Here is a 19,078-nt window from a genome sequence, read left to right on the forward strand (position 1 = left end):
ATAAGTGCTCCTATTTCGTGACGTCCGGGTCCTGCATCACTTTAAGGGTCGAAGACTCCGGATCAAATTCATCTTCTTCCAGCTCTATGAACTCTTCCGGCAGGAAAATGTTCAGCAGGATTGCACAGAAAGCCCCCACGGTGATCGGCGATTCGAAGATGTTGTGCAGCGCCTTGGGCAAGTCACGCAGCACTTCCGGCACGGCGGCCACGCCCAGGCCCATGCCCAGGGAAATCGCCACGATCAGCACATTGCGCCGGTGCAGCCCGGCTTCGGCGAGGATCTTGATGCCGGCCACGGCCACGGTGCCGAACATGATCAGCGTGGCGCCGCCCAACACCGGCTTGGGCATCAATTGCAGCACCGCGCCGATCATCGGGAACAGCCCCAGCAGCACCAGCAGCCCGGCGATGAAGTACGCCACGTAGCGGCTGGCCACGCCGGTCAACTGAATCACCCCGTTGTTCTGGGCGAAGGTCACCATCGGCAGGCTGTTGAAGGTGGCCGCCATCGCCGAGTTGAGGCCGTCGGCCAGCAGGCCGGACTTGATGCGCTTGATATACAGCGGGCCCTTGACCGGCTGCTGGGAAATCATCGAATTGGCGGTCAGGTCACCGGCCGCTTCCAAGGGCGATATCAGGAAGATCACCGCCACCGGGATAAACGCCACCCAGTCGAACGAGAAACCGTATTTGAACGGCACCGGCACACTGATCAACGGCACCTGGGGCAGTGCCGCCATGTCCACACGCCCCATCAGCCAGGCCACCACAAAGCCCAGGGTCAGGCCGATCACGATGGAGCCCAGGCGCAGGAACGGGTTGTTGAAACGGTTGAGCACCACGATAGTCAGCAGTACCAGCGCAGCCAGGCCCATATTACTGGCCGCGCCGAGGTCGCTGGCGCCGAAACCGCCAGCCATGTCAGTGACTGCGACTTTGATCAGCGACAAGCCCATCAAGGTAATGATGGTGCCGGTGACCACCGGGGTGATCAGCTTGCGCAGCTTGCCGATGAACTGGCTCAGCACCACCTCGATAAACGCGGCGAAGAAGCAGATGCCAAAGATCGTCGAGAGGATCTCATCGGTGCCGCCGCCCCGGGCCTTGACCATGAAGCCCGCGCTGAGAATTACGCTGATGAAGGAAAAACTGGTGCCCTGCAGGCACAACAGCCCCGAGCCGATCGGGCCGAACGTGCGCGCCTGCACAAAGGTGCCGAGCCCCGACACAAACAGCGCCATGCTCACCAGGTACGGCACTTCGCTTTCCAGGCCCAGCACGCCACCGACGATCAGCGTGGGGGTGATGATTCCGACGAAACTCGCCAGCACGTGCTGCAACGCGGCAAAAATCGCCGCGGTGAAGTGCGGGCGGTCTTCCAGGCCGTAGATCAGGTCGGATTTATAGCGCGGGCGGGGGGCTTGAGCGTCAGACAAAATACGGGCTCGGGTCAGAAAATGGAGGCGCAGGATGCCAGAAAGCGCCGGTCGTCAGAAGTGTAAAAAAATATTTATGAATGACCTGCGGGAAACCCCAGGCCCTGCCGATATCGAGGATAGGCCCACATACCAACGACAACAGTGGTGACCACAGGTCGGAACGGCGCGTTGACGCCGACTGATCGTTTCGCAGCAGGGACGCTCGCAAACACTACTTCTGAGAGCCCCCCTATGTCCCTTCGCCAATTGAACATTGCCCCTCGAGCGTTTCTCGGTTTCGCCTTCATTGCGTTGTTAGTGATTTTACTGGGGGTGTTTGCGGTCAACCGCATGGCACAGATTCGGCAATCCTCAGTGGAAATGACCGCGACCCAACTGCCCAGCGTGACGTCGCTGGGGGTGATCACGGAAAACGTGCTGCGCCTGCGCATCCTGTCGTTCCGCGTGCTGGTCAACCGCGAGCCTGCCAGCCTGCAAGAGGCCGAAACGCGCATAGGTGTGCTCGTTGACAAGGTCAAGACCGCCCAGGCCAGTTACGCTGCGCTGCCCGCCGGCCCGGAAGAAGCCGCGCTGTACAAAACGTTTATGGTCACGCTGGACAACTACCTCAAGGCCCAGGCCGACATGCTCGCGTTGTCCAAGCAGGGCAAAGTGGATGAAATGCGTGCGCTGATCAACAGCCGCATCAAGGACGGCACCGACCAGATGGGCGAGCAATTGAATAAGCTCATCGCCATCAACGTGGCCGATGCCAAGACCGCCGACACTGATGCCGGGCAGAGTTACGACGGCGCGATCACCGGCGTGATTGCGGTTTCCGTCGCTGCCGCATTGCTCACCGTGCTGTTGGCCTGGTTGTTGACCCGCAGCATTGTCACGCCACTGCGCAAAGCCGTAGAAGTCGCTGAAACCATCGCAGGCGGCAACCTGAGCAAAGCGATCGAAGACGACGGCAAGGACGAACCGGCGCGCTTGCTCGGCGCCCTGGCCACCATGCAGGCCAACCTGCGCCAGACCATCCAGCACATCGCCGGCTCGGCCACCCAGCTTGCCTCGGCAGCGGAAGAGTTGAGCGCAGTCACCGAAGAAGCCTCCAAAGGTTTGCAGCAACAGAACAACGAAATCGACCAGGCCGCCACGGCAGTCAACGAGATGACGGCGGCGGTAGAAGAAGTGGCGCGCAATGCGGTGTCCACCTCCGAGGCGTCCAGCCAGTCCAACCAGGCCGCCCGTGAAGGCCGCGACCGTGTGGTGGAAACCGTCGGCGCCATCCAGACCATGACCCAGGACGTACAAAACACTGCGGCGATGATTGAAGGCCTGGCCACCCAGGGCCGCGACATCGGTAAGGTACTGGACGTGATCCGTGCGATTGCTGAGCAGACCAACCTGCTGGCGCTCAACGCCGCCATTGAAGCGGCTCGCGCCGGTGAGGCCGGGCGTGGCTTTGCGGTGGTGGCCGACGAAGTGCGAGCGTTGGCCCATCGCACCGCGCAGTCGACCCAGGAAATCGAGAAAATGGTCGCCGGCATCCAGAACGGCACCGGTGAGGCCGTGCAATCGATGCAGCAGAGCAACCAGCGCACCCAGACCACCCTGGAAATGGCCCGCGCCGCCGGCGTGGCCCTGGAGCAGATCACCCAATCCATCAGCCTGATCAACGAACGCAACCTGGTGATCGCCAGCGCCTCGGAAGAACAGGCCCAGGTGTCCCGCGAAGTGGACCGCAACCTGGTGAACATCCGTGACCTGGCGACCCAGTCGGCGGCCGGTGCCAATCAGACCAGCGCAGCCAGCCACGAACTGTCGCGCCTGGCGGTGGATTTGAATGGAATGGTGGCGCGTTTCGTTATCTGACCTGAAATGCGCTCAAAATGGGGGAGCGGGGGCGTGCTCGCGAATGCAGTGGATCAGTCAAGACGTCTCTCGACTGACACACCGCATTCGCGAGCAAGCCCGCTCCCACATGGGGTTTGTGGTGTCAGAAATCAGCGGTTCCAGGCGTTGGCGTTGACCAGGTTCTTCGGCTTCTCACCGGCCAACGCCTGCAGCAAATTATCCACCGCACATTTGGCCATGGCCTCCCGCGTCTCATGGGTGGCCGAGCCGATATGCGGCGTGGCCACCACGTTGTTCAAGCGCAACAACGGCGAGCTGTGATCCAGCGGTTCCTTCTCAAACACATCCAGCCCCGCTGCCCGAATGGTGCGCTGTTGCAACGCCTCCACCAGCGCGGCCTCGTCGACCACCTTGCCCCGCGAAATATTGATGAAGATCGTCTCCGGGCCCATCCGCGCAAACTGTTCTGCGCCTATCAATTTCTCGGTTTCGGCGGTGAGCGGCAACGTCAGGCAGACAAAGTCGGCCTGTTGCAGCAAGTCGTTCAAGCTGCGGTACTGCGCACCGAAACGCGCCTCCACCGCCGGCTTGGGCGAATGGCTGTGGTAGATCACCGGCATGCCAAAACCAAAATGCCCACGCTGGGCCAGCGCTTCGCCGATGCGGCCCATGCCGATGATGCCCAGGGTCTTGCCATGCACATCGCTGCCGAAATGCGCTGGGCCGATGTTTTTGTTCCATTGGCCGGCGCGGACCATGTCGGCCAGTTCGACCACGCGCCGGGCGGTGGCCAGGATCAATGCAAAACCGGTGTCGGCGGTGGTTTCGGTGAGCACGTCGGGTGTGTTGCTGAGCAAGATGCCGCGCGCGGTGAGGTAGTCGATATCGTAGTTGTCGACGCCGACCGATACGCTGGCCACGGCCTCCAGCTGTGGCGCCAGGTCGAGCAACTTGGCATCCAGCCGTAGGCTGGCACCTAGCAGACCGTGGGCGCCGGGCAGGGCATCGCGCAATTTGGCCAGGCCGGTGTCGTCCAGTGCTTCGATCAGCGTGACATCGGTCTGCTCATGCAGGCGGGCCATCAGTGGCGCAGAGAGTTTCTTGTACAACACGACAGACTTTTTCATGCGGTCTTTACCTTTAATTCCAGGTTGGGCGCCGGCGTGCGATCACTGGCGCCGGGCTTGAGAAAAATCGTCAGTACCACCGACAGCAGCAAGGCGCCGCTCATCAGCAGGTACGAAGTACCGGGCGAACCGGTGCTGCTATTGAGGTAGCCCACCAGGTACGAGCCGCCAAAGGAGCCCAGGGCGCCCATGCTGTTGATCAGCGCCATGGCGCCCCCGGCGACGTTGGCCGGCAGGATTTCCGGGACAATCGCAAAAAAAGGACCGTAGGGCGCGTACATGCAGGCGCCGGCAATCACCAGCAAGGTGTAGGACCACCAGAAGTGTTCGGCACCGAGCACGTAGGACGCGTAGAAAGCAATGGAGGCAATCAGCAACGGTGGCCATACGAAACGCTTGCGCTTTTGCAGCTTGTCCGAGCCCCACGACACCGCCAGCATGCCAATCACGGCCGCCAGGTAGGGCAGCGCCGACAGCCAGCCGGCCTCGACCATGTCCATCTGCAAGCCTTGCTTGAGGATCGACGGCAGCCACAACACGAAGCCGTACACACCAATGCTCCAGCAGAAGAATTGCAGGGCCAGGATGATCACCTTGGGCGAGCGGAAGGCTTCGGCGTAGTTCTTCACCGCCTTGATCCCGACTTGCTCGGCGGCCAGCGCGGTTTCCAGGTCCTGTTTCTCAGAGTCGCTCAGCCACTTGGCATCCTTTGGACGCTCATCGGCCAGCTTCCACCAGATAAACGCCCACAGCACGGCCGGCAGGCCTTCGATGATAAACATCCAGCGCCAGCTGAAATGCTGCACCAGGTAGCCTGATACCACCGACATCCACAGCATGGTCACCGGGTTGCCGAGGATCAGGAACGTGTTGGCGCGTGAGCGTTCTGCCCGGGTGAACCAATGGCACAGGTACACCAGCATCGCCGGCATCACCGCGGCTTCGACCACGCCGAGCATGAAGCGGATCACGATCAGCATGTAGGCGTTGGACACCACGCCGGTCAGGGTGGCGAGGCCGCCCCACAGGATCAGGCTGACGAAGATCAGCTTCTTGACGCTGCGCTTCTGCGCGTAGATCGCTCCTGGCACCTGGAAGAAAAAGTAGCCGAGGAAAAACAGCGCGCCCAGCAGTGACGACATGCCGGGGGTGATCATCAGGTCTTCGGCCATGCCGGAGGCGGCGGCGAAGCCGTAGTTGGCGCGGTCCAGGTACGCCAGGCTGTAGGTGATAAAAACGATGGGCATGATGTACCACCAGCGGCGGGTGGCGAGTTTCACGGTTTCCATGGGGTTGCTCCTGAGCTTGTTGTAGTTGTGGCAACAGGTAGTGGGTTAGGCAACGGATCGAATCGGTAACTCTGAACGGGCTGGCAGGCCTTCCATATCGCCACGGCTTTGCACGGCGCGGCTGCCGATCCAGTTGCCGCGCTGTACCGCCTCGGGGAAGCTGAGGTTTTCCAGCAGGGCGCTGATCATGCCCACGGCAAAACCGTCGCCGGCGCCGACCGTGTCCACGACCTTGTCCACGCGCACGGCGGCGACAAAGCCCTGGTCCATATGAGTGCGGTAGTAGGCACCGTCCGGGCCAAGCTTGATGGCCACGGCTTCGGCGCCTTGGTCGAGGTAGAACGCGGCGATGTCGGCCGGGTCATCGAAACCGGTGAGCAGGCGGCCTTCACCCAGGCCCGGCAAGACCCAATCGGCCAGGCCGGCGAGGGCGTTGATTTCACGGATCATCGTCTGTTGGTTGGCCCACAAGGACGGGCGCAGGTTGGGGTCGAACGACACGCTGCGTCCGGCTTTGCGCATCTGCGTCATCAGCTCCACGGACAACTCACGTGTCGCCTCAGACAGTGCGGGCGGAATGCCGGTGGCATGCAGATGGCGGGCTTGCAGCAAGGCAGGACTGATGGCTGCGATCGACAAATGGCTGGCCGCCGAGCCCTTGCGGAAGTACTCCACCTGAGGATCATCGCCGGTTTCTTCACGGGATTTGAGTTGAAAACCGGTGGGGTGTGCCGGATCGACCGCCACGTGGCGGCAATCCAGGCCTTCCTGGGTCAAGGTGTCGACCACAAAGCGCCCGAGCGAATCGTTACCGACCCGGCTCAGCCAGGCCACCTTGAAACCCAGGCGTGACAGGCCGATGGCGACGTTGCTGTCGGCACCCGCGATCCGTTTATGAAATTGAGCCACGTGGGCCAGATCGCCGGTTTGCTCGGCGACAAACATCGCCATGGTTTCACCAAACGACAGGATATCGATCTCAGACATAAGCACGCTCCGCACGAGGTTGGCCCAGCAGGGTGAGGGTGGCGACCTGCTGCGCGGTGACCGCGACCAGGTCATCGCCTTGCAGCGGGAATTCCACGGCCCGGCTAATACCTGGAGTCATGTGCTTGAGCAGTTGTTCCCACAGATGCAGGTCGGTGGCGCCAGGCGGCATGGCCACCAGCTTGCCGTCGGCGCGGCGGGCCACGGCCTTGCAGTGCAGGTAATCCACATGCCGACCCAGCAGGCGTGCAGCGGTGAGGGCGGATTGGTCCTGCCACTGCCAGTTGCCGATATCGAAGGTCATCTTCACCGGCAGGCCCAGGCGTTCCACCTCGGTGAAAAAGCGCTGCATGGGTTCGATGCGGCCGCCGTGCAAGGTCTGGTCGTTCTCTACCAACAGTTGAACCGGGTGGCGGTTGAGCAGGGCGTGCAGGCTTTCCAGGTCGTTGGTGTCGGTGAAGTAGCCAAGGGATACTTTCAACCAGCGTGAGCCGAACGCCTGCGCTCGATCGAGGGTGGCCGCGAGTTCTGCATTCGGTTGGGCGCGGCCGGCGACCCACAGTTCCAGCGGCGATGAAAACACCGATTCCAGGCCATGCTCGGCAGTGGCCTGGGCCAAGGCTTTGGGTTGCTCGACGGTCAGCAATTCTTCACGCCATTCGATACGTTGGGCGCCGGCGGCCCTCAGCAGCTCGACAAAACTCAACTGGCCCTGCTGGCGGACGAGGTCGGCGCCGTAGCTGGAGAGGCTGATTGAAACGGGGTATTTATGCATTGTTGGTTACCTCTGAAACCGGTTTCATTTTTTCTGAAAAAAATACTTTCCGTAGGCGCGAGCTTGCTCGCGAAAAACCTGAGAGCGCCGCGTTAAACCAGGATCGCTGCGCTATCGTTGGTGTTTTTAGCGAGCAAGCTCGCTCCTGCAAGGGGTTGTGGAGCCTCGGATGATCAGTTGGGGCATGAAGTCCAGGGTGCGGGTCGGCGTTGTGTCACCGCGCAGACGTTTGAGCAAACAGTCGAAGGCGCTGGCACCAATCGCTTCGGTCGGCTGGGCGAGGGCGGTAATACCGGTGCCTACCAGCGGATACCAGTCGAGGTCATCCAGGGCGATCAGGCCGATGTCGTCGAACAGGTTGCAACCCAGGTTCTTCAGGGCGCGGGTGCAGGCCAGTGCTGCGACGCCGTTGGCACAGAACAGCGCCTTGGGGCCAGGTTTTGCGAGAAAGGTCTGCAGGTGTTGTTGCAGCGCGTCATCCAGTTCTAGCACGGCGCCGGTCAATGCCGGGCGGCTGGCAATCTCAGCCTTGAAACTCTCCAGGCGTTCCAAGCGTGAACTGGTGCCATCGGTGGGTTCGCTCACCATCAGCACATCGCGATAACCCTGCTGCTCCAGGTGTTCTACCGCCATACGCACTGCCGCCGGGTTGTCCAGACCAACCAGGTCGCTGTGCAGCGGCTCGACCTTACGGTCCACCAGCACCAGGGGCATTTCCCGTTGCAGTTCCAGCAACTGGTCGAGGTGATGGCCGAGGGTGTTCACGATCAGCCCTTCGATGTTGTAAGAACGCAGGGCCGCCAGGTGCTGGCGCTCTTGTGCGTCATCGCGGTCGGTGTTGCACACCACCAGGCTATAACCGTGCTGGCGGCAAGCGGTTTCGACACCGTGCATCACGGCAATGGAATAGGGGTTGCGGATATCGGCCACCAGCATGCCGATCAGGCGGGTGCGGCCACGTTTGAGACCACGGGCCATCTGGTTGGGGCGGTAGCCGAGGTGTTCGATGGCTTGCTCGATGCGCAGTGCAATGGCATCGGAGAGCAGGGCGCGGTCGTCGCCGATAAAGCGTGACACGCTGGCCTTGGACACACCGGCGCGCTCGGCCACATCAAGCATGGTCACACGGCTGCGCTGGGCGGCAGAGAAATTGTTCACGGTCATCGACCTTCTGTTTTTATTGGAATGACTGAAACCGGTTTCAGGAAACCATCAAATGAGGAAAGTCGTCAAGCTGTTGTAGGACAAAGTCAGATGACCGGTGCGTCAAACTGCCACATGCAGCCAGGTCGCTATCAGCAGCAACAGGGCCGGTGTTGGCTTCCTCGGATAAGTCGATTCAGTTGTGCGTGCCCATAAGGCACCGAGACGGACTAAGTGAAGCGATTAGCGCCCAGCGTGTGTGGGGCGTCTAGCAGGTGTGTGCCGTGTCAGCCGAACAGTCCGGCGGCAATATTGATCGAAAACCCCAGGATCGCCGTGTTGAACAAAAAACCGATCAACGATTGGCCCAGCACCACTTTGCGCATGGCCCGGGTGGCGACGCCCACATCGGAGGTCTGCACCGCTACACCGATGGTGAAGGAAAAGTACAGGAAGTCCCAGTAATTGGGCGTAGTCAGGCCCTCGGCAAAGCGCAACGCCGGTTCCTTGCCGTCCCAGGTGTAGTAAAGGCGGGCGTAGTGCACGCTGAAAATCACCCCGATCAGCAACCACGATCCGATCACCGTCAACCCGGTGAACCCGTAGTGCAGCAGGCGCTCGGCATTGGCCAGATCCTTGCTGCCCACCAGCTCGAACGTGATGGTCGCCAGGCTGGCAATGGCGGCGATGCACACCGTGAACAGCACCAGGCCGGCATTTTCATCTTCGATCTCGGCGATGCGCTTTACGTCCTCGGCCTTGGCGCGGCGGGTCAGCCACAGCATCAGCACCAGGTAGGTCCAGACGCCGGCGTTCCAGCCGATGAGGACTTTGCTGACCAGCGTGTCGGCCGGCACCAGGATGCCCACGGCAATCCCGAACACGGCGGCGGCGGAGAGGCGAGGGTGGGTGCGGGCGAGGAAGGGCATGAGGGCTCACAAATCACGGTATGTGAGCAGACTGTACCCGATCCTTATGGGAGCTGGCTTGCCTGCGATGCAGCCACCTCGGTACATCAGGCATACCGAGTTGATGCCATCGCAGGCAAGCCAGCTCCCACAGGGGAAAGGGAAAATTGTGCTAGCGGCTTTTTTTCTTCACCAACTTCATCACCACCACAAAGAACACTGGCACAAACACCACTGCCAGCGTCGCCGTGATCATCCCGCCAATCACCCCCGTACCAATCGCTTGCTGACTGGCCGAGCTGGCGCCGGTTGCAATCGCCAGCGGCACCACGCCGAGGATGAACGCCAGGGATGTCATGATGATCGGCCGCAGGCGCAAGCGCGCAGCTTTCAAGGTAGCGGTGACCAGGTCTTCACCCTGGTCATACAGGTCCTTGGCGAACTCGATGATCAGGATCGCGTTCTTCGCCGACAGGCCGATGATGGTGATCAGGCCGACCTTGAAAAACACATCGTTGGGCATGCCGCGCAAGCCCACCGCGATGACGGCACCGAGAACACCGAGCGGCACCACCAGCAATACCGAGGTGGGGATCGACCAGCTTTCATACAGCGCCGCCAGGCACAGGAACACGATCAACAGCGACAAGCCCAACAGCAAGGGCGCTTGAGCGCCGGACAGACGTTCCTGCAACGACAAACCGGTCCATTCCTGGCCCAGGCCTGCCGGCAACTGGCTGACCAGGCGCTGGATCTCGTCCATCGCTTCACCGGTACTGTGGCCCGGTGCCGCTTCGCCGGAAATCGCGATGGCCGGGTAGCCGTTGTAGCGGGTCAGCTGCGTCGGGCCCTGGGTCCATTTGGCTTCGACAAAGGCCGACAGCGGCACCATCTTGCCAGCGTTGTTGCGCACGTTGATTTTCATCAAATCCGCCACCTGGCTGCGCTGGTCGCCTTCGGCCTGTACCACCACCCGCTGCATGCGGCCCTGGTTGGGAAAGTCGTTGATGTAGGCCGAGCCGATGGCCGAGGACAGCACATTGCCCACGTCGGCGAAGGACACGCCCAGCGCGTTGGCCTGCTTGCGGTCCACCTCCAACTGCACTTGCGGGGCTTCGGCCAGGGCGCTTTCGCGGACGTTGGCCAGGATCGGGCTTTTCTCAGCGGCAGCCAGCAATTCGGTACGCGCCGCCATCAACGCGGCATGGCCGACGCCCCCCGGTCCTGCAGGCGGAACTCGAAACCACTGGACGTGCCCAGGCCGTCCACCGGCGGCGGCAGGACCGCGTAGGCAATCGCATCCTTGAGCTCGCTGAAGGCCATGTTGGCGCGGTCGGCAATCGACGAAGCCGAATCATCGCTGCTGCGCTCAGACCAATCCTTGAGCGTGGTAAACGCCAGCGCCGCGTTCTGCCCCGAACCGGAGAAGCTGAAGCCCATGATCATGGTGGTGTCGCCCACCCCAGGTTCCTCGGCGTTGTGCGCTTCGATCTGCTCGGCCACCTGCACCGTGCGGTTCTTGCTCGCGCCCGGCGGTAGCTGGATGTCGGTGATGGTGTAACCCTGGTCTTCCACCGGTAGGAAGGAGGAAGGCAGGCGGCTGAACATCCAGCCCAGGCCTACCAGCAGCACCAGGTAGATCAGCAGGTAACGGCCGCTACGCTTGAGGGCATAGGCTACCCAGCCTTCATAGCGGTCGGTGAGCTGTTCAAAGCGCGTGTTGAACCAGCCGAAGAAACCGCCCTTGGCATGGTGCTCGCCCTTGGCGATCGGCTTGAGCAATGTGGCGCACAGCGCCGGGGTCAAGGTCAGGGCGAGGAACGCCGAGAACAGGATTGAGGTGGCCATCGACAACGAGAACTGCTGGTAGATAACCCCCACTGAACCGGCCATGAACGCCATCGGCAGGAACACCGCCACCAGCACCAGGGTGATGCCGATGATGGCCCCGGTGATCTGGCCCATGGCCTTTTTCGTCGCTTCCTTGGGCGACAGGCCCTCGGTGGCCATGATGCGCTCGACGTTCTCCACCACCACAATGGCGTCGTCCACCAGGATACCGATGGCCAATACCATGCCGAACATGGTCAGTACGTTGATCGAGAAGCCCAGCAACAGCATGGTGGCAAAGGTGCCCATCAGGGCTATCGGCACCACCAGCGTCGGGATCAAGGTATAGCGCACGTTCTGCAGGAACAGGAACATCACCGCAAACACCAGCGCCATCGCTTCGAGCAGGGTATAGACCACCTTGGTGATCGAGACCTTGACGAATGGCGAGGTGTCGTACGGGATTTTGTACTCCACATTGGCCGGGAAGTAGCGCGACAGCTCGTCCATTTTCGCCCGCACCAACGTCGCGGTGTTCAGGGCGTTGGCGCCCGGCGACAGCTGTACGCTGACGGCGGTGGACGGCTTGCCGTTCAGGCGTGTGGAGAACTGGTATTCCTGGCTGCCCACTTCAACCCGCGCCACATCGCCGATGCGCACGGTCGAACCGTCCGGGTTGGCTTTTAGCACGATATCGGCAAACTCGGCGGGCGTCGAAAGCTGGCCCTTGACCAGGATTGCAGCGGTGATTTCCTGGGTGTTGGTGCCGGGCAAATCCCCGATGCTGCCGGCCGAGACCTGGGCGTTCTGCGCGCTGATCGCAGCGTTCACGTCGGCCGGCGTCAGGTTGAAGCCGATCAATTTCTGCGGGTCGATCCAGACGCGCATAGCGCGCTCGGCACCATACAGCTGGGCCTTGCCCACACCGTCGAGGCGCTTGAGTTCGTTCATCACGTTGCGCGCCAGGTAATCACTCAGCGCCACGTCATCGAGCTTGCCGTCGTTGGAGGTGAGCGTTACCAGCAGCAGGAAGCCGGCGGAGACTTTCTCCACCTGCAAGCCTTGCTGGGTCACCGCCTGCGGCAGGCGCGGCTCGACCGCTTTGAGGCGGTTCTGCACGTCCACCTGAGCCATTTCCGGGTTGGTGCCCGGCTGGAAGGTGGCGGTGATGGTGGCCGAACCGAGGCTGCTCTGGGACTCGAAATACAGCAGGTGATCGGCGCCGTTGAGCTCCTGCTCGATCAGGCTCACCACGCTTTCATCCAGGGTCTGCGCCGATGCACCGGGGTACACCGCGTAGATCTCCACTTTCGGCGGCGCGACGTTGGGGTACTGCGCCACCGGCAGTTGCGGGATCGCCAGCAAACCGGCCAGCAGGATAAACAGGGCGACCACCCAGGCGAAGATCGGGCGGTCAATAAAGAACTGCGGCATGACGGGTTATTCCTTTACGAGCGGGCTGTCGTCCACTTCAACTTTTTCACCGGGGCGCGCGTGTTGCAGGCCTTCGACGATGATGCGGTCACCGGGCTTGAGGCCGCTGCTGACGATCCAGCGATCGTTGATCACCGCCCCCAGCTCGACCGGCTGTTGGCTCACGGTCTGCCCGGCGTCCAGCAGCAACACCATCGGGATACCGGCGCTGTCACGGGTGATGGCGCGTTGCGGCACGCTGATGCCTTGTTTATCGACCGCTTGTTCCAGGCGCACCCGCACAAAGCTGCCGGGCAGCAGGTCGAGGTCGGGGTTGGGGAACTCGCTGCGCAGGATGATTTGCCCGGTGCCAGGGTCGACACTGATCTCGGCAAACAGCAACTTGCCCGGCAATGGGTAGAGGCTGCCGTCGTCCTCGATCAGCGTAGCCTTGGCCTGGTCCTGGCCGACCTGCTTCAAGCTGCCGGCGCGGAAGGCGCGGCGCAGGTCGTTCAGTTCGCGGGTGGACTGGGTGAGGTCGGCGTGGATCGGATCCAGTTGCTGGATGAGCGCCAGCGGTGTGGCCTCGTTCTGGCCGACCAGCGCGCCTTCGGTGACCAGCGCCCGGCCAATGCGCCCGGAAATCGGGGCGGTCACGGTGGCGTAGCCCAGGTTCAAGCGCGCGCGTTCGACGGCGGCTTTGTTGGCGGCGACCTCGGCGTTGGTCTGGCGCACGGCGGCGCGGGCGTTGTCGTAGTCCTGGCCGCTGATGGCATTGCCTTCCACCAACTGGCTGTAGCGCTGTTCCTGCAGGCGCGCCTTGAAGGCATCGGCCTCGGCCTTGCTCAGGTTGGCCTGGGCGCTGTCGAGGTCGGCCTTGAACGGTGCGGGGTCAATGCGAAACAGCACGTCGCCCTGTTTGACATCATGGCCTTCCTTGAACACCCGTTGCATCACCACGCCTGCGACCCGTGCGCGCACTTCGGCGATACGCGGCGCGGCAATGCGCCCGCTGAGTTCGCTGGTGATGGCCAGGGGCTTGGCTTCAAGGGTTTCGACGCGCACTTTGGCCAGGGGCATTTCCGGCGCCTCGGCGGCGGAGTCGCCACATGCGCTCAGGGCCAGGGTGAGGGCCAGCAGGCAAAATGGCGCAAACAGATTCTTCGACATGCTTTTATCCCAATATTGACTGGCGCATCCTAAAGTCACCTGCGCCTTGGTGCTGTGAAGCTGTGTAGCTCGTCTGTGAAGAAATGTAAGGTGCGACCCATAGTCGGCAGAGGGCGTATATCCTTGCACAATCCTGCAAACAGCAACGATCAATGTGGGGGGCGGGCTTGCCCGTGAAAGCGGTATATCAGCCAAAAAATCTGCTCACTGAACCACTGCTTTCGCGAGCAAGCCCGCTCCCACAAGGGTCTGTGCACAGCCGACGAACCGCATTATTTGGAAACACCATGCCCAACATCCTCCTGGTGGAAGACGACGCCGCACTCTCCGAGCTGATTGCCAGCTATCTGGAACGCAATGGCTACCACGTCAGCGTGCTCAGCCGTGGCGACCACGTCCGCGAACGCGCGCGCCTCAACCCGCCGGACCTGGTGATCCTCGACCTGATGCTGCCCGGCCTCGACGGCCTGCAAGTCTGCCGCCTGTTGCGCGCTGACTCGGCGGGCCTGCCGATCCTGATGCTCACCGCCCGCGACGACAGCCACGACCAGGTGTTGGGCCTGGAAATGGGCGCCGACGACTACGTGACCAAGCCTTGCGAGCCACGGGTATTGCTGGCGCGGGTGCGCACGTTATTACGGCGCAGCAGTTTGTCCGAGCCCCAGGTGGCCAACGATCAGATCATCATGGGCAACCTGTGCATCGACCTGTCGGAGCGCACGGTGACCTGGCGTGAGCAGCCGGTGGAGCTGTCCAGCGGCGAGTACAACCTGCTGGTGGTGCTGGCGCGGCATGCAGGCGAAGTGCTGAGCCGCGACCAGATCCTGCAACGCCTGCGGGGCATCGAATTCAATGGCACTGACCGTTCGGTGGACGTGGCCATCTCCAAGCTGCGCCGCAAGTTCGACGACAACGCCGGTGAGGCGCGCAAAATCAAGACGGTGTGGGGCAAGGGCTACCTGTTCAGCCGTTCCGAGTGGGAATGCTGAGCCATGTTCCGTGTATTGCTGCGCCTCTACCTGATCACCATCGTCACCTACAGCCTGGCGATCTACTTGATCCCGTCGCTGGTGATCCAGCTGTTCGAACACCGCTACATGAACTACAACATCGAGCAGACCCGCGGCCAGCAGAAGCTGATCGTCAAGCAATACCTGCGGGCGCCGGTGGAGCGCTGGTCCCAGGTCACCGAGCAACTCGGTCGTGATTTCGCGCCGCTGAAAGTGCAGTTGTTGCTGCGCCAGGACGCCAGCTACACCCCGGCCGAAGAGACGCTGCTGGAACGCGGCAAGTCGGTGGTCCGGCTGGGGGAATGGGGTTGGATGGAGGAAATCAGCTCGCCGATCAATGAGCAGTTCGTGGTCAAGCTGACTGTACCGCCCGATCCGATGGACATGAATGTGCTGTACTGGGCGATCAACGTGCTGATCGTCGCTGCACTGCTGGCCTGCCTGCTGGTGTGGTTGCGCCCGCACTGGCGCGATCTGGAACGCCTGAAAAGCACCGCCGCGCAATTGGGCCAAGGCAACCTGGCCGAGCGCACGGGTATTCCGGCCAGTTCCAGCATCGGCAGCCTGGCCTCGGTGTTCGACACCATGGCCGACGACATCGAGCACCTGCTCAACCAGCAGCGCGACCTGCTCAACGCGGTCTCCCATGAGCTGCGCACGCCGCTCACGCGCCTGGATTTCGGCCTCGCCCTGGCGCTTTCCGAGGACTTGCCCGAGGCCAGCCGCGAACGCCTGCAAAGCCTGGTGGCGCATATCCGCGAACTGGATGAGTTGGTACTGGAGTTGTTGTCCTACAGCCGCCTGCAAAACCCGGCGCAGCTGCCGGAGCGGGTCGAGGTGGTGCTCGATGAGTTCATCGACAGCGTGCTGGGCAGCGTCGATGACGAACTGGAAAACCCCGAGATCGTCATCGACGTCGCGCTCGACTGCGCCGTAGAGCGCTTCAGCCTCGATCCGCGCCTCACTGCTCGTGCCTTGCAGAACCTGCTGCGCAATGCCACGCGTTACTGCGACAAGCGCATCCAGGTTGGGGTGAAGGTGTGTGCCAAGGGCTGTGAAATCTGGGTGGACGACGACGGTATCGGCATCCCCGTGGACCAGCGCGAGCGCATCTTCGAGCCGTTCTACCGGCTCGACCGCAGCCGCGACCGCGCTACCGGCGGGTTTGGCCTGGGCCTGGCCATCAGCCGGCGCGCCCTGGAAGCCCAGGGCGGCACCTTGACGGCATTGGCTTCACCGCTGGGCGGTGCGCGGTTTCGCGTGTGGTTGCCCACCGTCGCCTGATCAGAGCACTTTGACCGCGCGGCCGATCGCCTGGATCGGCCCAGTGGGTTTGCCGGTCGGCGAACCGCGCGGGTCTTCCAGGGTCAGTTCGAACAATTGGTTCTGAGTCAGCGGTGGCAGCTTGTCCAATGGCACCGACAGCGTCTGCCCCGGCGTGACCAGGCCCAAGGATACCGGTCCCTGCCAGCCGTCGCCCTTGGTCCAGAACTGCAGGGCCTTGTCGGCCGGCACTTCCATGACGCCCAACGGGATCAACTGAATCTGCTGATCATTGCTGGCCTGGATCACCCAGCCCGGTGCCTGGCTTTGCGGCGCCACCAGCACCACCACGAAGCTTGGGGCGGCAGTGGGCGGGCGGGTCAGCAGCAACCCGGCCAGCACCAGCGTGGTCAACAGCCCAGCACCGGCCAGGCCGCGCCACACTGCCAGCAGGTCCCACCAGCGTGTACCGGCACTGGCAATATTGCGTTCGATACGCCGCCACAGCTTAGAGGAGGGCGGCACGGGCTCCGCCAAGGCCGTCAGCGGCAACAGGCGTTGCTCCCAGGCGTCCACGGCAGCGCGTAGTTCGGCATCGTGTTTGAGGCGTTGTTCGACTTCAGCGCGCTGTTCGCCGGGTAGGGTGCCCAGCACGTATTCGCTGGCCAGTTCGTCCAGTGGGTTGCTCATGCCATGCACTCCCGCAGCGCGGCGAGGCTACGTTTGATCCAGGCCTTGACGGTCCCCAGCGGGGTGTCGAGTTTCTGGGCGATTTCGCTGTGGGAATAACCGTCGACATAGGCATGCAGGATGCACGTGCGACGGACCGGGTCGAGTTGCTCAAGGCAGGTGTGCACTTGCCCTGAGCGTGCAGTGAATTCAAACGTGTCGGTTGCAGCGACCTGTTCGTGTTCATCGCTCAACGGGACTTCGCGGTATTGGTTTCGTACGAAGTTGAGCGCCAGGTGCCGGGTCACACTGAACACCCAGCCACGGGCCGAGCCGCGACTGGGGTCAAAACTGCCGGCACCGCGCCAGATCTTGATAAACGCATCGTGCACGATATCTTCGGCCAAGGATCTGTTCCTGGCGATGCGCATCGCTACGCCGAGCAGATGGCTGCTTTCCTGCTCGTAGAGTTGGCGCAAGGCGCGTTGATCGCCACGGGCGCAGGCCTGCAGACAGGCTTCGTAATCAAACACGTATCACCGTCCCCTCAATTGCTGAACCCCTGTAGGAGCGAGATTGCTCGCGAAAAACGTTAACGAAAACGTGGGCATTCAGGCTGTCCGTGGCGCTCTCAGGTTCTTCGCGAGCAAGCTCGCTCCTACAAGGTGTGTAGGCAGTTTCGGGGCAGCGTAGCTCAGTTTGCTCAGTTGGCCGCCCAGAAGATGTAATCGGCCTGGTATTTCACCACTTCCTGCTTGCCTTTGTTGGCTGCCGTGCACTCTGTGTTCGGTGCCACGCCGCCCTTGAGGGCCACGCGCTGGATGTAACTCACGCCGCTCATCACGCCTTTGCCTTCAGCGGGGTTGGCCTTGACCAATTGATACGGCAAGTTGCCCGCGCCCGATGGCGCCACGGCCAATTGGGTGCCGGTGATTGTCGAACCGTCCTTGGCCTGCCAGGTGGCCGGTGGGCCAAAGTAGGTGCCGACTTGCTTGCCGCTGCGGTCATTCAACACCGCTTTTGGCCCGACAAACGTCCACTCGGTCTGGCCGGCAGCGTTGGCCTTGTCGCGGCACTCGTAGGTGATTTCGCCGACGCCGGTGGTTTCCAGCGCCACCTTGTGGCCGTCCGGCACCTTGATGCTGTCAGGCAAGCCAGTCTGGGCGAATGCGGCCGGCGCGGCGGCCAGCAGTGTAGTCAGGCAGAACAGTGCTTTAGCGTTCATGGGTACTTCTCCATTTCAGTAAAACAGCGGGGTTTCTGAAAGGACTACCCATGGCGCGTACGATTGGATGCAGCGATTAGAAAATAAAGGTGAGAGGGCGCACACTGTGCCCCCGCTTTACCCGGAGGAGAGATTGGCAATGACTGGTGTACACACGTCTGCTCAACAAGGTTTCTCTACCCAGGCCGTCACCTACGCCCAAGGCCGGCCGGACTACCCCAGGCAACTCACGGGCTGGCTCGCCGACACTCTGCGCATCGATGCACAATCGAGCGTGATCGACCTGGGCGCCGGCACTGGCAAATTCACCCGCCTGCTCAGCACCCTGGCACCGACATTGACCGCCGTCGAGCCGGTCGCGGCCATGGGCGCGCAGTTGACCAAACTGTTGCCGGATGTGCGCCTGGTCAATGGCACTGCTGAGTCCATCCCACTGCCTTCTGCCAGCACCGACGCAGTGGTGTGTGCCCAGGCGTTCCACTGGTTTTCCACTGAAGCCGCGCTCGCAGAAATCCATCGCGTACTCAAACCTGACGGTCGGCTTGGCCTGGTGTGGAATGTCCGCGATGAGTCGGTGGATTGGGTCGCCGCCATCACCGAGATTATCACCCCGTACGAGGGTGATACGCCGCGCTTTCATACGGGGCGTTGGCGTGAGGCCTTCACCGGCGAGTATTTTTCCGACCCCGAAGTAACCTGTTTTCCCTACAGTCATGTCGGCAGCCCTCAGGAAGTGATCATGGACCGCTTCCTTTCCGTGAGCTTTATTGCCGCGCTGCCGGATGCACCCAAGGCGGTAGTGACTGCGCAATTGCAGGCCTTGATTGATACGCATCCGGCGTTGAAGGGGCGCGACACGGTGGCCTTTCCGTATCAGACCCAGGCTTATGTCTGTCACCGTCTGAGCTAAAAGGCATAAAGTCAGATCACATTGATATAAGTCGTTATAAGAAAAATCGCTATCCTGCGGCCAGAAATTTATAAGGCCG

15 protein-coding genes and 2 pseudogenes are annotated in these 19,078 nt (G+C 62.0%); 5 read left to right on the plus strand and 12 right to left on the minus strand.

The window, feature by feature from the left end; translation table 11 throughout:
- Nucleotides 1-10: 10 nt before the first annotated feature.
- On the minus strand, nt 11-1,438 hold the full coding sequence (locus AB4N92_RS24625) for a nucleobase:cation symporter-2 family protein (protein WP_010210816.1): 1,428 nt from the start codon (nt 1,436-1,438) through the stop codon (nt 11-13).
- Nucleotides 1,439-1,672: 234 nt separating this feature from the next.
- On the opposite strand from AB4N92_RS24625, the gene AB4N92_RS24630 reads away from it, so the two are divergent.
- Nucleotides 1,673-3,298: a methyl-accepting chemotaxis protein gene (locus AB4N92_RS24630; protein WP_010210815.1), complete on the plus strand. Its 1,626-nt coding sequence runs from the start codon at nt 1,673-1,675 to the stop codon at nt 3,296-3,298.
- Between the two features lie 131 nt (nt 3,299-3,429).
- On the opposite strand, the gene AB4N92_RS24635 is transcribed toward AB4N92_RS24630, so the two are convergent.
- From AB4N92_RS24635 to AB4N92_RS24670, 8 genes and pseudogenes are all read right to left on the minus strand, one after another.
- The gene (locus AB4N92_RS24635; RefSeq protein ID WP_021491786.1) at nt 3,430-4,407 is read right to left on the minus strand and encodes a 2-hydroxyacid dehydrogenase; all 978 of its coding nucleotides are present in this window, start codon (nt 4,405-4,407) and stop codon (nt 3,430-3,432) included.
- Nucleotides 4,404-5,696, minus strand: a complete 1,293-nt coding sequence (locus AB4N92_RS24640; protein WP_010210812.1) for an MFS transporter — start codon at nt 5,694-5,696, stop codon at nt 4,404-4,406. The genes AB4N92_RS24635 and AB4N92_RS24640 overlap by 4 nt, the downstream gene beginning before the upstream one ends.
- A 45-nt stretch (nt 5,697-5,741) precedes the next feature.
- Complete coding sequence (locus AB4N92_RS24645) at nt 5,742-6,683, minus strand: sugar kinase (RefSeq protein WP_106119725.1); 942 nt, start codon at nt 6,681-6,683, stop codon at nt 5,742-5,744.
- Nucleotides 6,676-7,458 (minus strand): sugar phosphate isomerase/epimerase family protein, encoded by a 783-nt coding sequence (locus AB4N92_RS24650; protein ID WP_183701688.1) that lies wholly within the window; start codon nt 7,456-7,458, stop codon nt 6,676-6,678. The genes AB4N92_RS24645 and AB4N92_RS24650 overlap by 8 nt, the downstream gene beginning before the upstream one ends.
- A 126-nt stretch (nt 7,459-7,584) precedes the next feature.
- A complete protein-coding gene (locus AB4N92_RS24655; RefSeq protein WP_085989256.1) occupies nt 7,585-8,616 on the minus strand; it encodes a LacI family DNA-binding transcriptional regulator in 1,032 nt (343 codons plus the stop codon).
- 272 nt (nt 8,617-8,888) lie between these two features.
- Nucleotides 8,889-9,530 carry a DUF1345 domain-containing protein gene (locus AB4N92_RS24660; protein WP_010210806.1) on the minus strand — a complete coding sequence of 214 codons (642 nt, stop codon included), beginning with the start codon at nt 9,528-9,530 and terminating at the stop codon, nt 8,889-8,891.
- 151 nt (nt 9,531-9,681) lie between these two features.
- Nucleotides 9,682-12,773: pseudogene (locus AB4N92_RS24665) on the minus strand (multidrug efflux RND transporter permease subunit).
- Nucleotides 12,774-12,779: 6 nt separating this feature from the next.
- Nucleotides 12,780-13,922: an efflux RND transporter periplasmic adaptor subunit gene (locus AB4N92_RS24670; RefSeq protein WP_010210803.1), complete on the minus strand. Its 1,143-nt coding sequence runs from the start codon at nt 13,920-13,922 to the stop codon at nt 12,780-12,782.
- Nucleotides 13,923-14,209: 287 nt separating this feature from the next.
- Here AB4N92_RS24670 and AB4N92_RS24675 point away from each other — a divergent pair, with 287 nt between their 5' ends.
- Together AB4N92_RS24675 and AB4N92_RS24680 are read left to right on the plus strand one after the other, a co-directional pair.
- On the plus strand, nt 14,210-14,911 hold the full coding sequence (locus AB4N92_RS24675; protein WP_010210801.1) for a response regulator: 702 nt from the start codon (nt 14,210-14,212) through the stop codon (nt 14,909-14,911).
- A 3-nt stretch (nt 14,912-14,914) separates the two neighbouring features.
- The gene (locus tag AB4N92_RS24680) at nt 14,915-16,216 is read left to right on the plus strand and encodes an ATP-binding protein (RefSeq protein WP_010210799.1); all 1,302 of its coding nucleotides are present in this window, start codon (nt 14,915-14,917) and stop codon (nt 16,214-16,216) included.
- Here the strand turns inward: AB4N92_RS24680 and AB4N92_RS24685 are convergent, their stop codons facing one another.
- Nucleotides 16,217-16,885, minus strand: a complete 669-nt coding sequence (locus AB4N92_RS24685; RefSeq protein WP_021491780.1) for an anti-sigma factor — start codon at nt 16,883-16,885, stop codon at nt 16,217-16,219.
- Nucleotides 16,882-17,397 carry a sigma-70 family RNA polymerase sigma factor gene (locus AB4N92_RS24690; RefSeq protein WP_010210797.1) on the minus strand — a complete coding sequence of 172 codons (516 nt, stop codon included), beginning with the start codon at nt 17,395-17,397 and terminating at the stop codon, nt 16,882-16,884. The genes AB4N92_RS24685 and AB4N92_RS24690 overlap by 4 nt, the downstream gene beginning before the upstream one ends.
- 43 nt (nt 17,398-17,440) lie before the next feature.
- Here AB4N92_RS24690 and AB4N92_RS24695 point away from each other — a divergent pair.
- A pseudogene (locus tag AB4N92_RS24695) lies at nt 17,441-17,527 on the plus strand (outer membrane lipoprotein carrier protein LolA); the annotation flags it as partial.
- Nucleotides 17,528-17,567: 40 nt separating this feature from the next.
- Here the strand turns inward: AB4N92_RS24695 and AB4N92_RS24700 are convergent.
- Entirely contained in the window at nt 17,568-18,089 is a 522-nt protein-coding gene (locus AB4N92_RS24700; RefSeq protein WP_010210793.1) for a DUF3455 domain-containing protein, read from the minus strand.
- A gap of 139 nt (nt 18,090-18,228) precedes the next feature.
- Here AB4N92_RS24700 and AB4N92_RS24705 point away from each other — a divergent pair, with 139 nt between their 5' ends.
- Nucleotides 18,229-18,999 (plus strand): class I SAM-dependent methyltransferase, encoded by a 771-nt coding sequence (locus AB4N92_RS24705; RefSeq protein ID WP_044287055.1) that lies wholly within the window; start codon nt 18,229-18,231, stop codon nt 18,997-18,999.
- Nucleotides 19,000-19,078: the final 79 nt, after the last annotated feature.

Source organism: Pseudomonas sp. S3_A09, from assembly GCF_054668065.1.

What these genes read in the sequence shown, in the direction of transcription:
- AB4N92_RS24650 (WP_183701688.1), bottom strand. Translation starts at nt 7,458, where the DNA reads ATGCATAAATACCCCGTTTCAATCAGCCTCTCCAGCTACGGCGCCGAC.
- AB4N92_RS24635 (WP_021491786.1), bottom strand. Translation starts at nt 4,407, where the DNA reads ATGAAAAAGTCTGTCGTGTTGTACAAGAAACTCTCTGCGCCACTGATG.
- AB4N92_RS24660 (WP_010210806.1), bottom strand. Translation starts at nt 9,530, where the DNA reads ATGCCCTTCCTCGCCCGCACCCACCCTCGCCTCTCCGCCGCCGCCGTG.
- AB4N92_RS24680 (WP_010210799.1), top strand. Translation starts at nt 14,915, where the DNA reads ATGTTCCGTGTATTGCTGCGCCTCTACCTGATCACCATCGTCACCTAC.
- AB4N92_RS24640 (WP_010210812.1), bottom strand. Translation starts at nt 5,696, where the DNA reads ATGGAAACCGTGAAACTCGCCACCCGCCGCTGGTGGTACATCATGCCC.
- AB4N92_RS24675 (WP_010210801.1), top strand. Translation starts at nt 14,210, where the DNA reads ATGCCCAACATCCTCCTGGTGGAAGACGACGCCGCACTCTCCGAGCTG.
- AB4N92_RS24700 (WP_010210793.1), bottom strand. Translation starts at nt 18,089, where the DNA reads ATGAACGCTAAAGCACTGTTCTGCCTGACTACACTGCTGGCCGCCGCG.
- AB4N92_RS24685 (WP_021491780.1), bottom strand. Translation starts at nt 16,885, where the DNA reads ATGAGCAACCCACTGGACGAACTGGCCAGCGAATACGTGCTGGGCACC.
- AB4N92_RS24705 (WP_044287055.1), top strand. Translation starts at nt 18,229, where the DNA reads ATGACTGGTGTACACACGTCTGCTCAACAAGGTTTCTCTACCCAGGCC.
- AB4N92_RS24645 (WP_106119725.1), bottom strand. Translation starts at nt 6,683, where the DNA reads ATGTCTGAGATCGATATCCTGTCGTTTGGTGAAACCATGGCGATGTTT.
- AB4N92_RS24670 (WP_010210803.1), bottom strand. Translation starts at nt 13,922, where the DNA reads ATGTCGAAGAATCTGTTTGCGCCATTTTGCCTGCTGGCCCTCACCCTG.
- AB4N92_RS24630 (WP_010210815.1), top strand. Translation starts at nt 1,673, where the DNA reads ATGTCCCTTCGCCAATTGAACATTGCCCCTCGAGCGTTTCTCGGTTTC.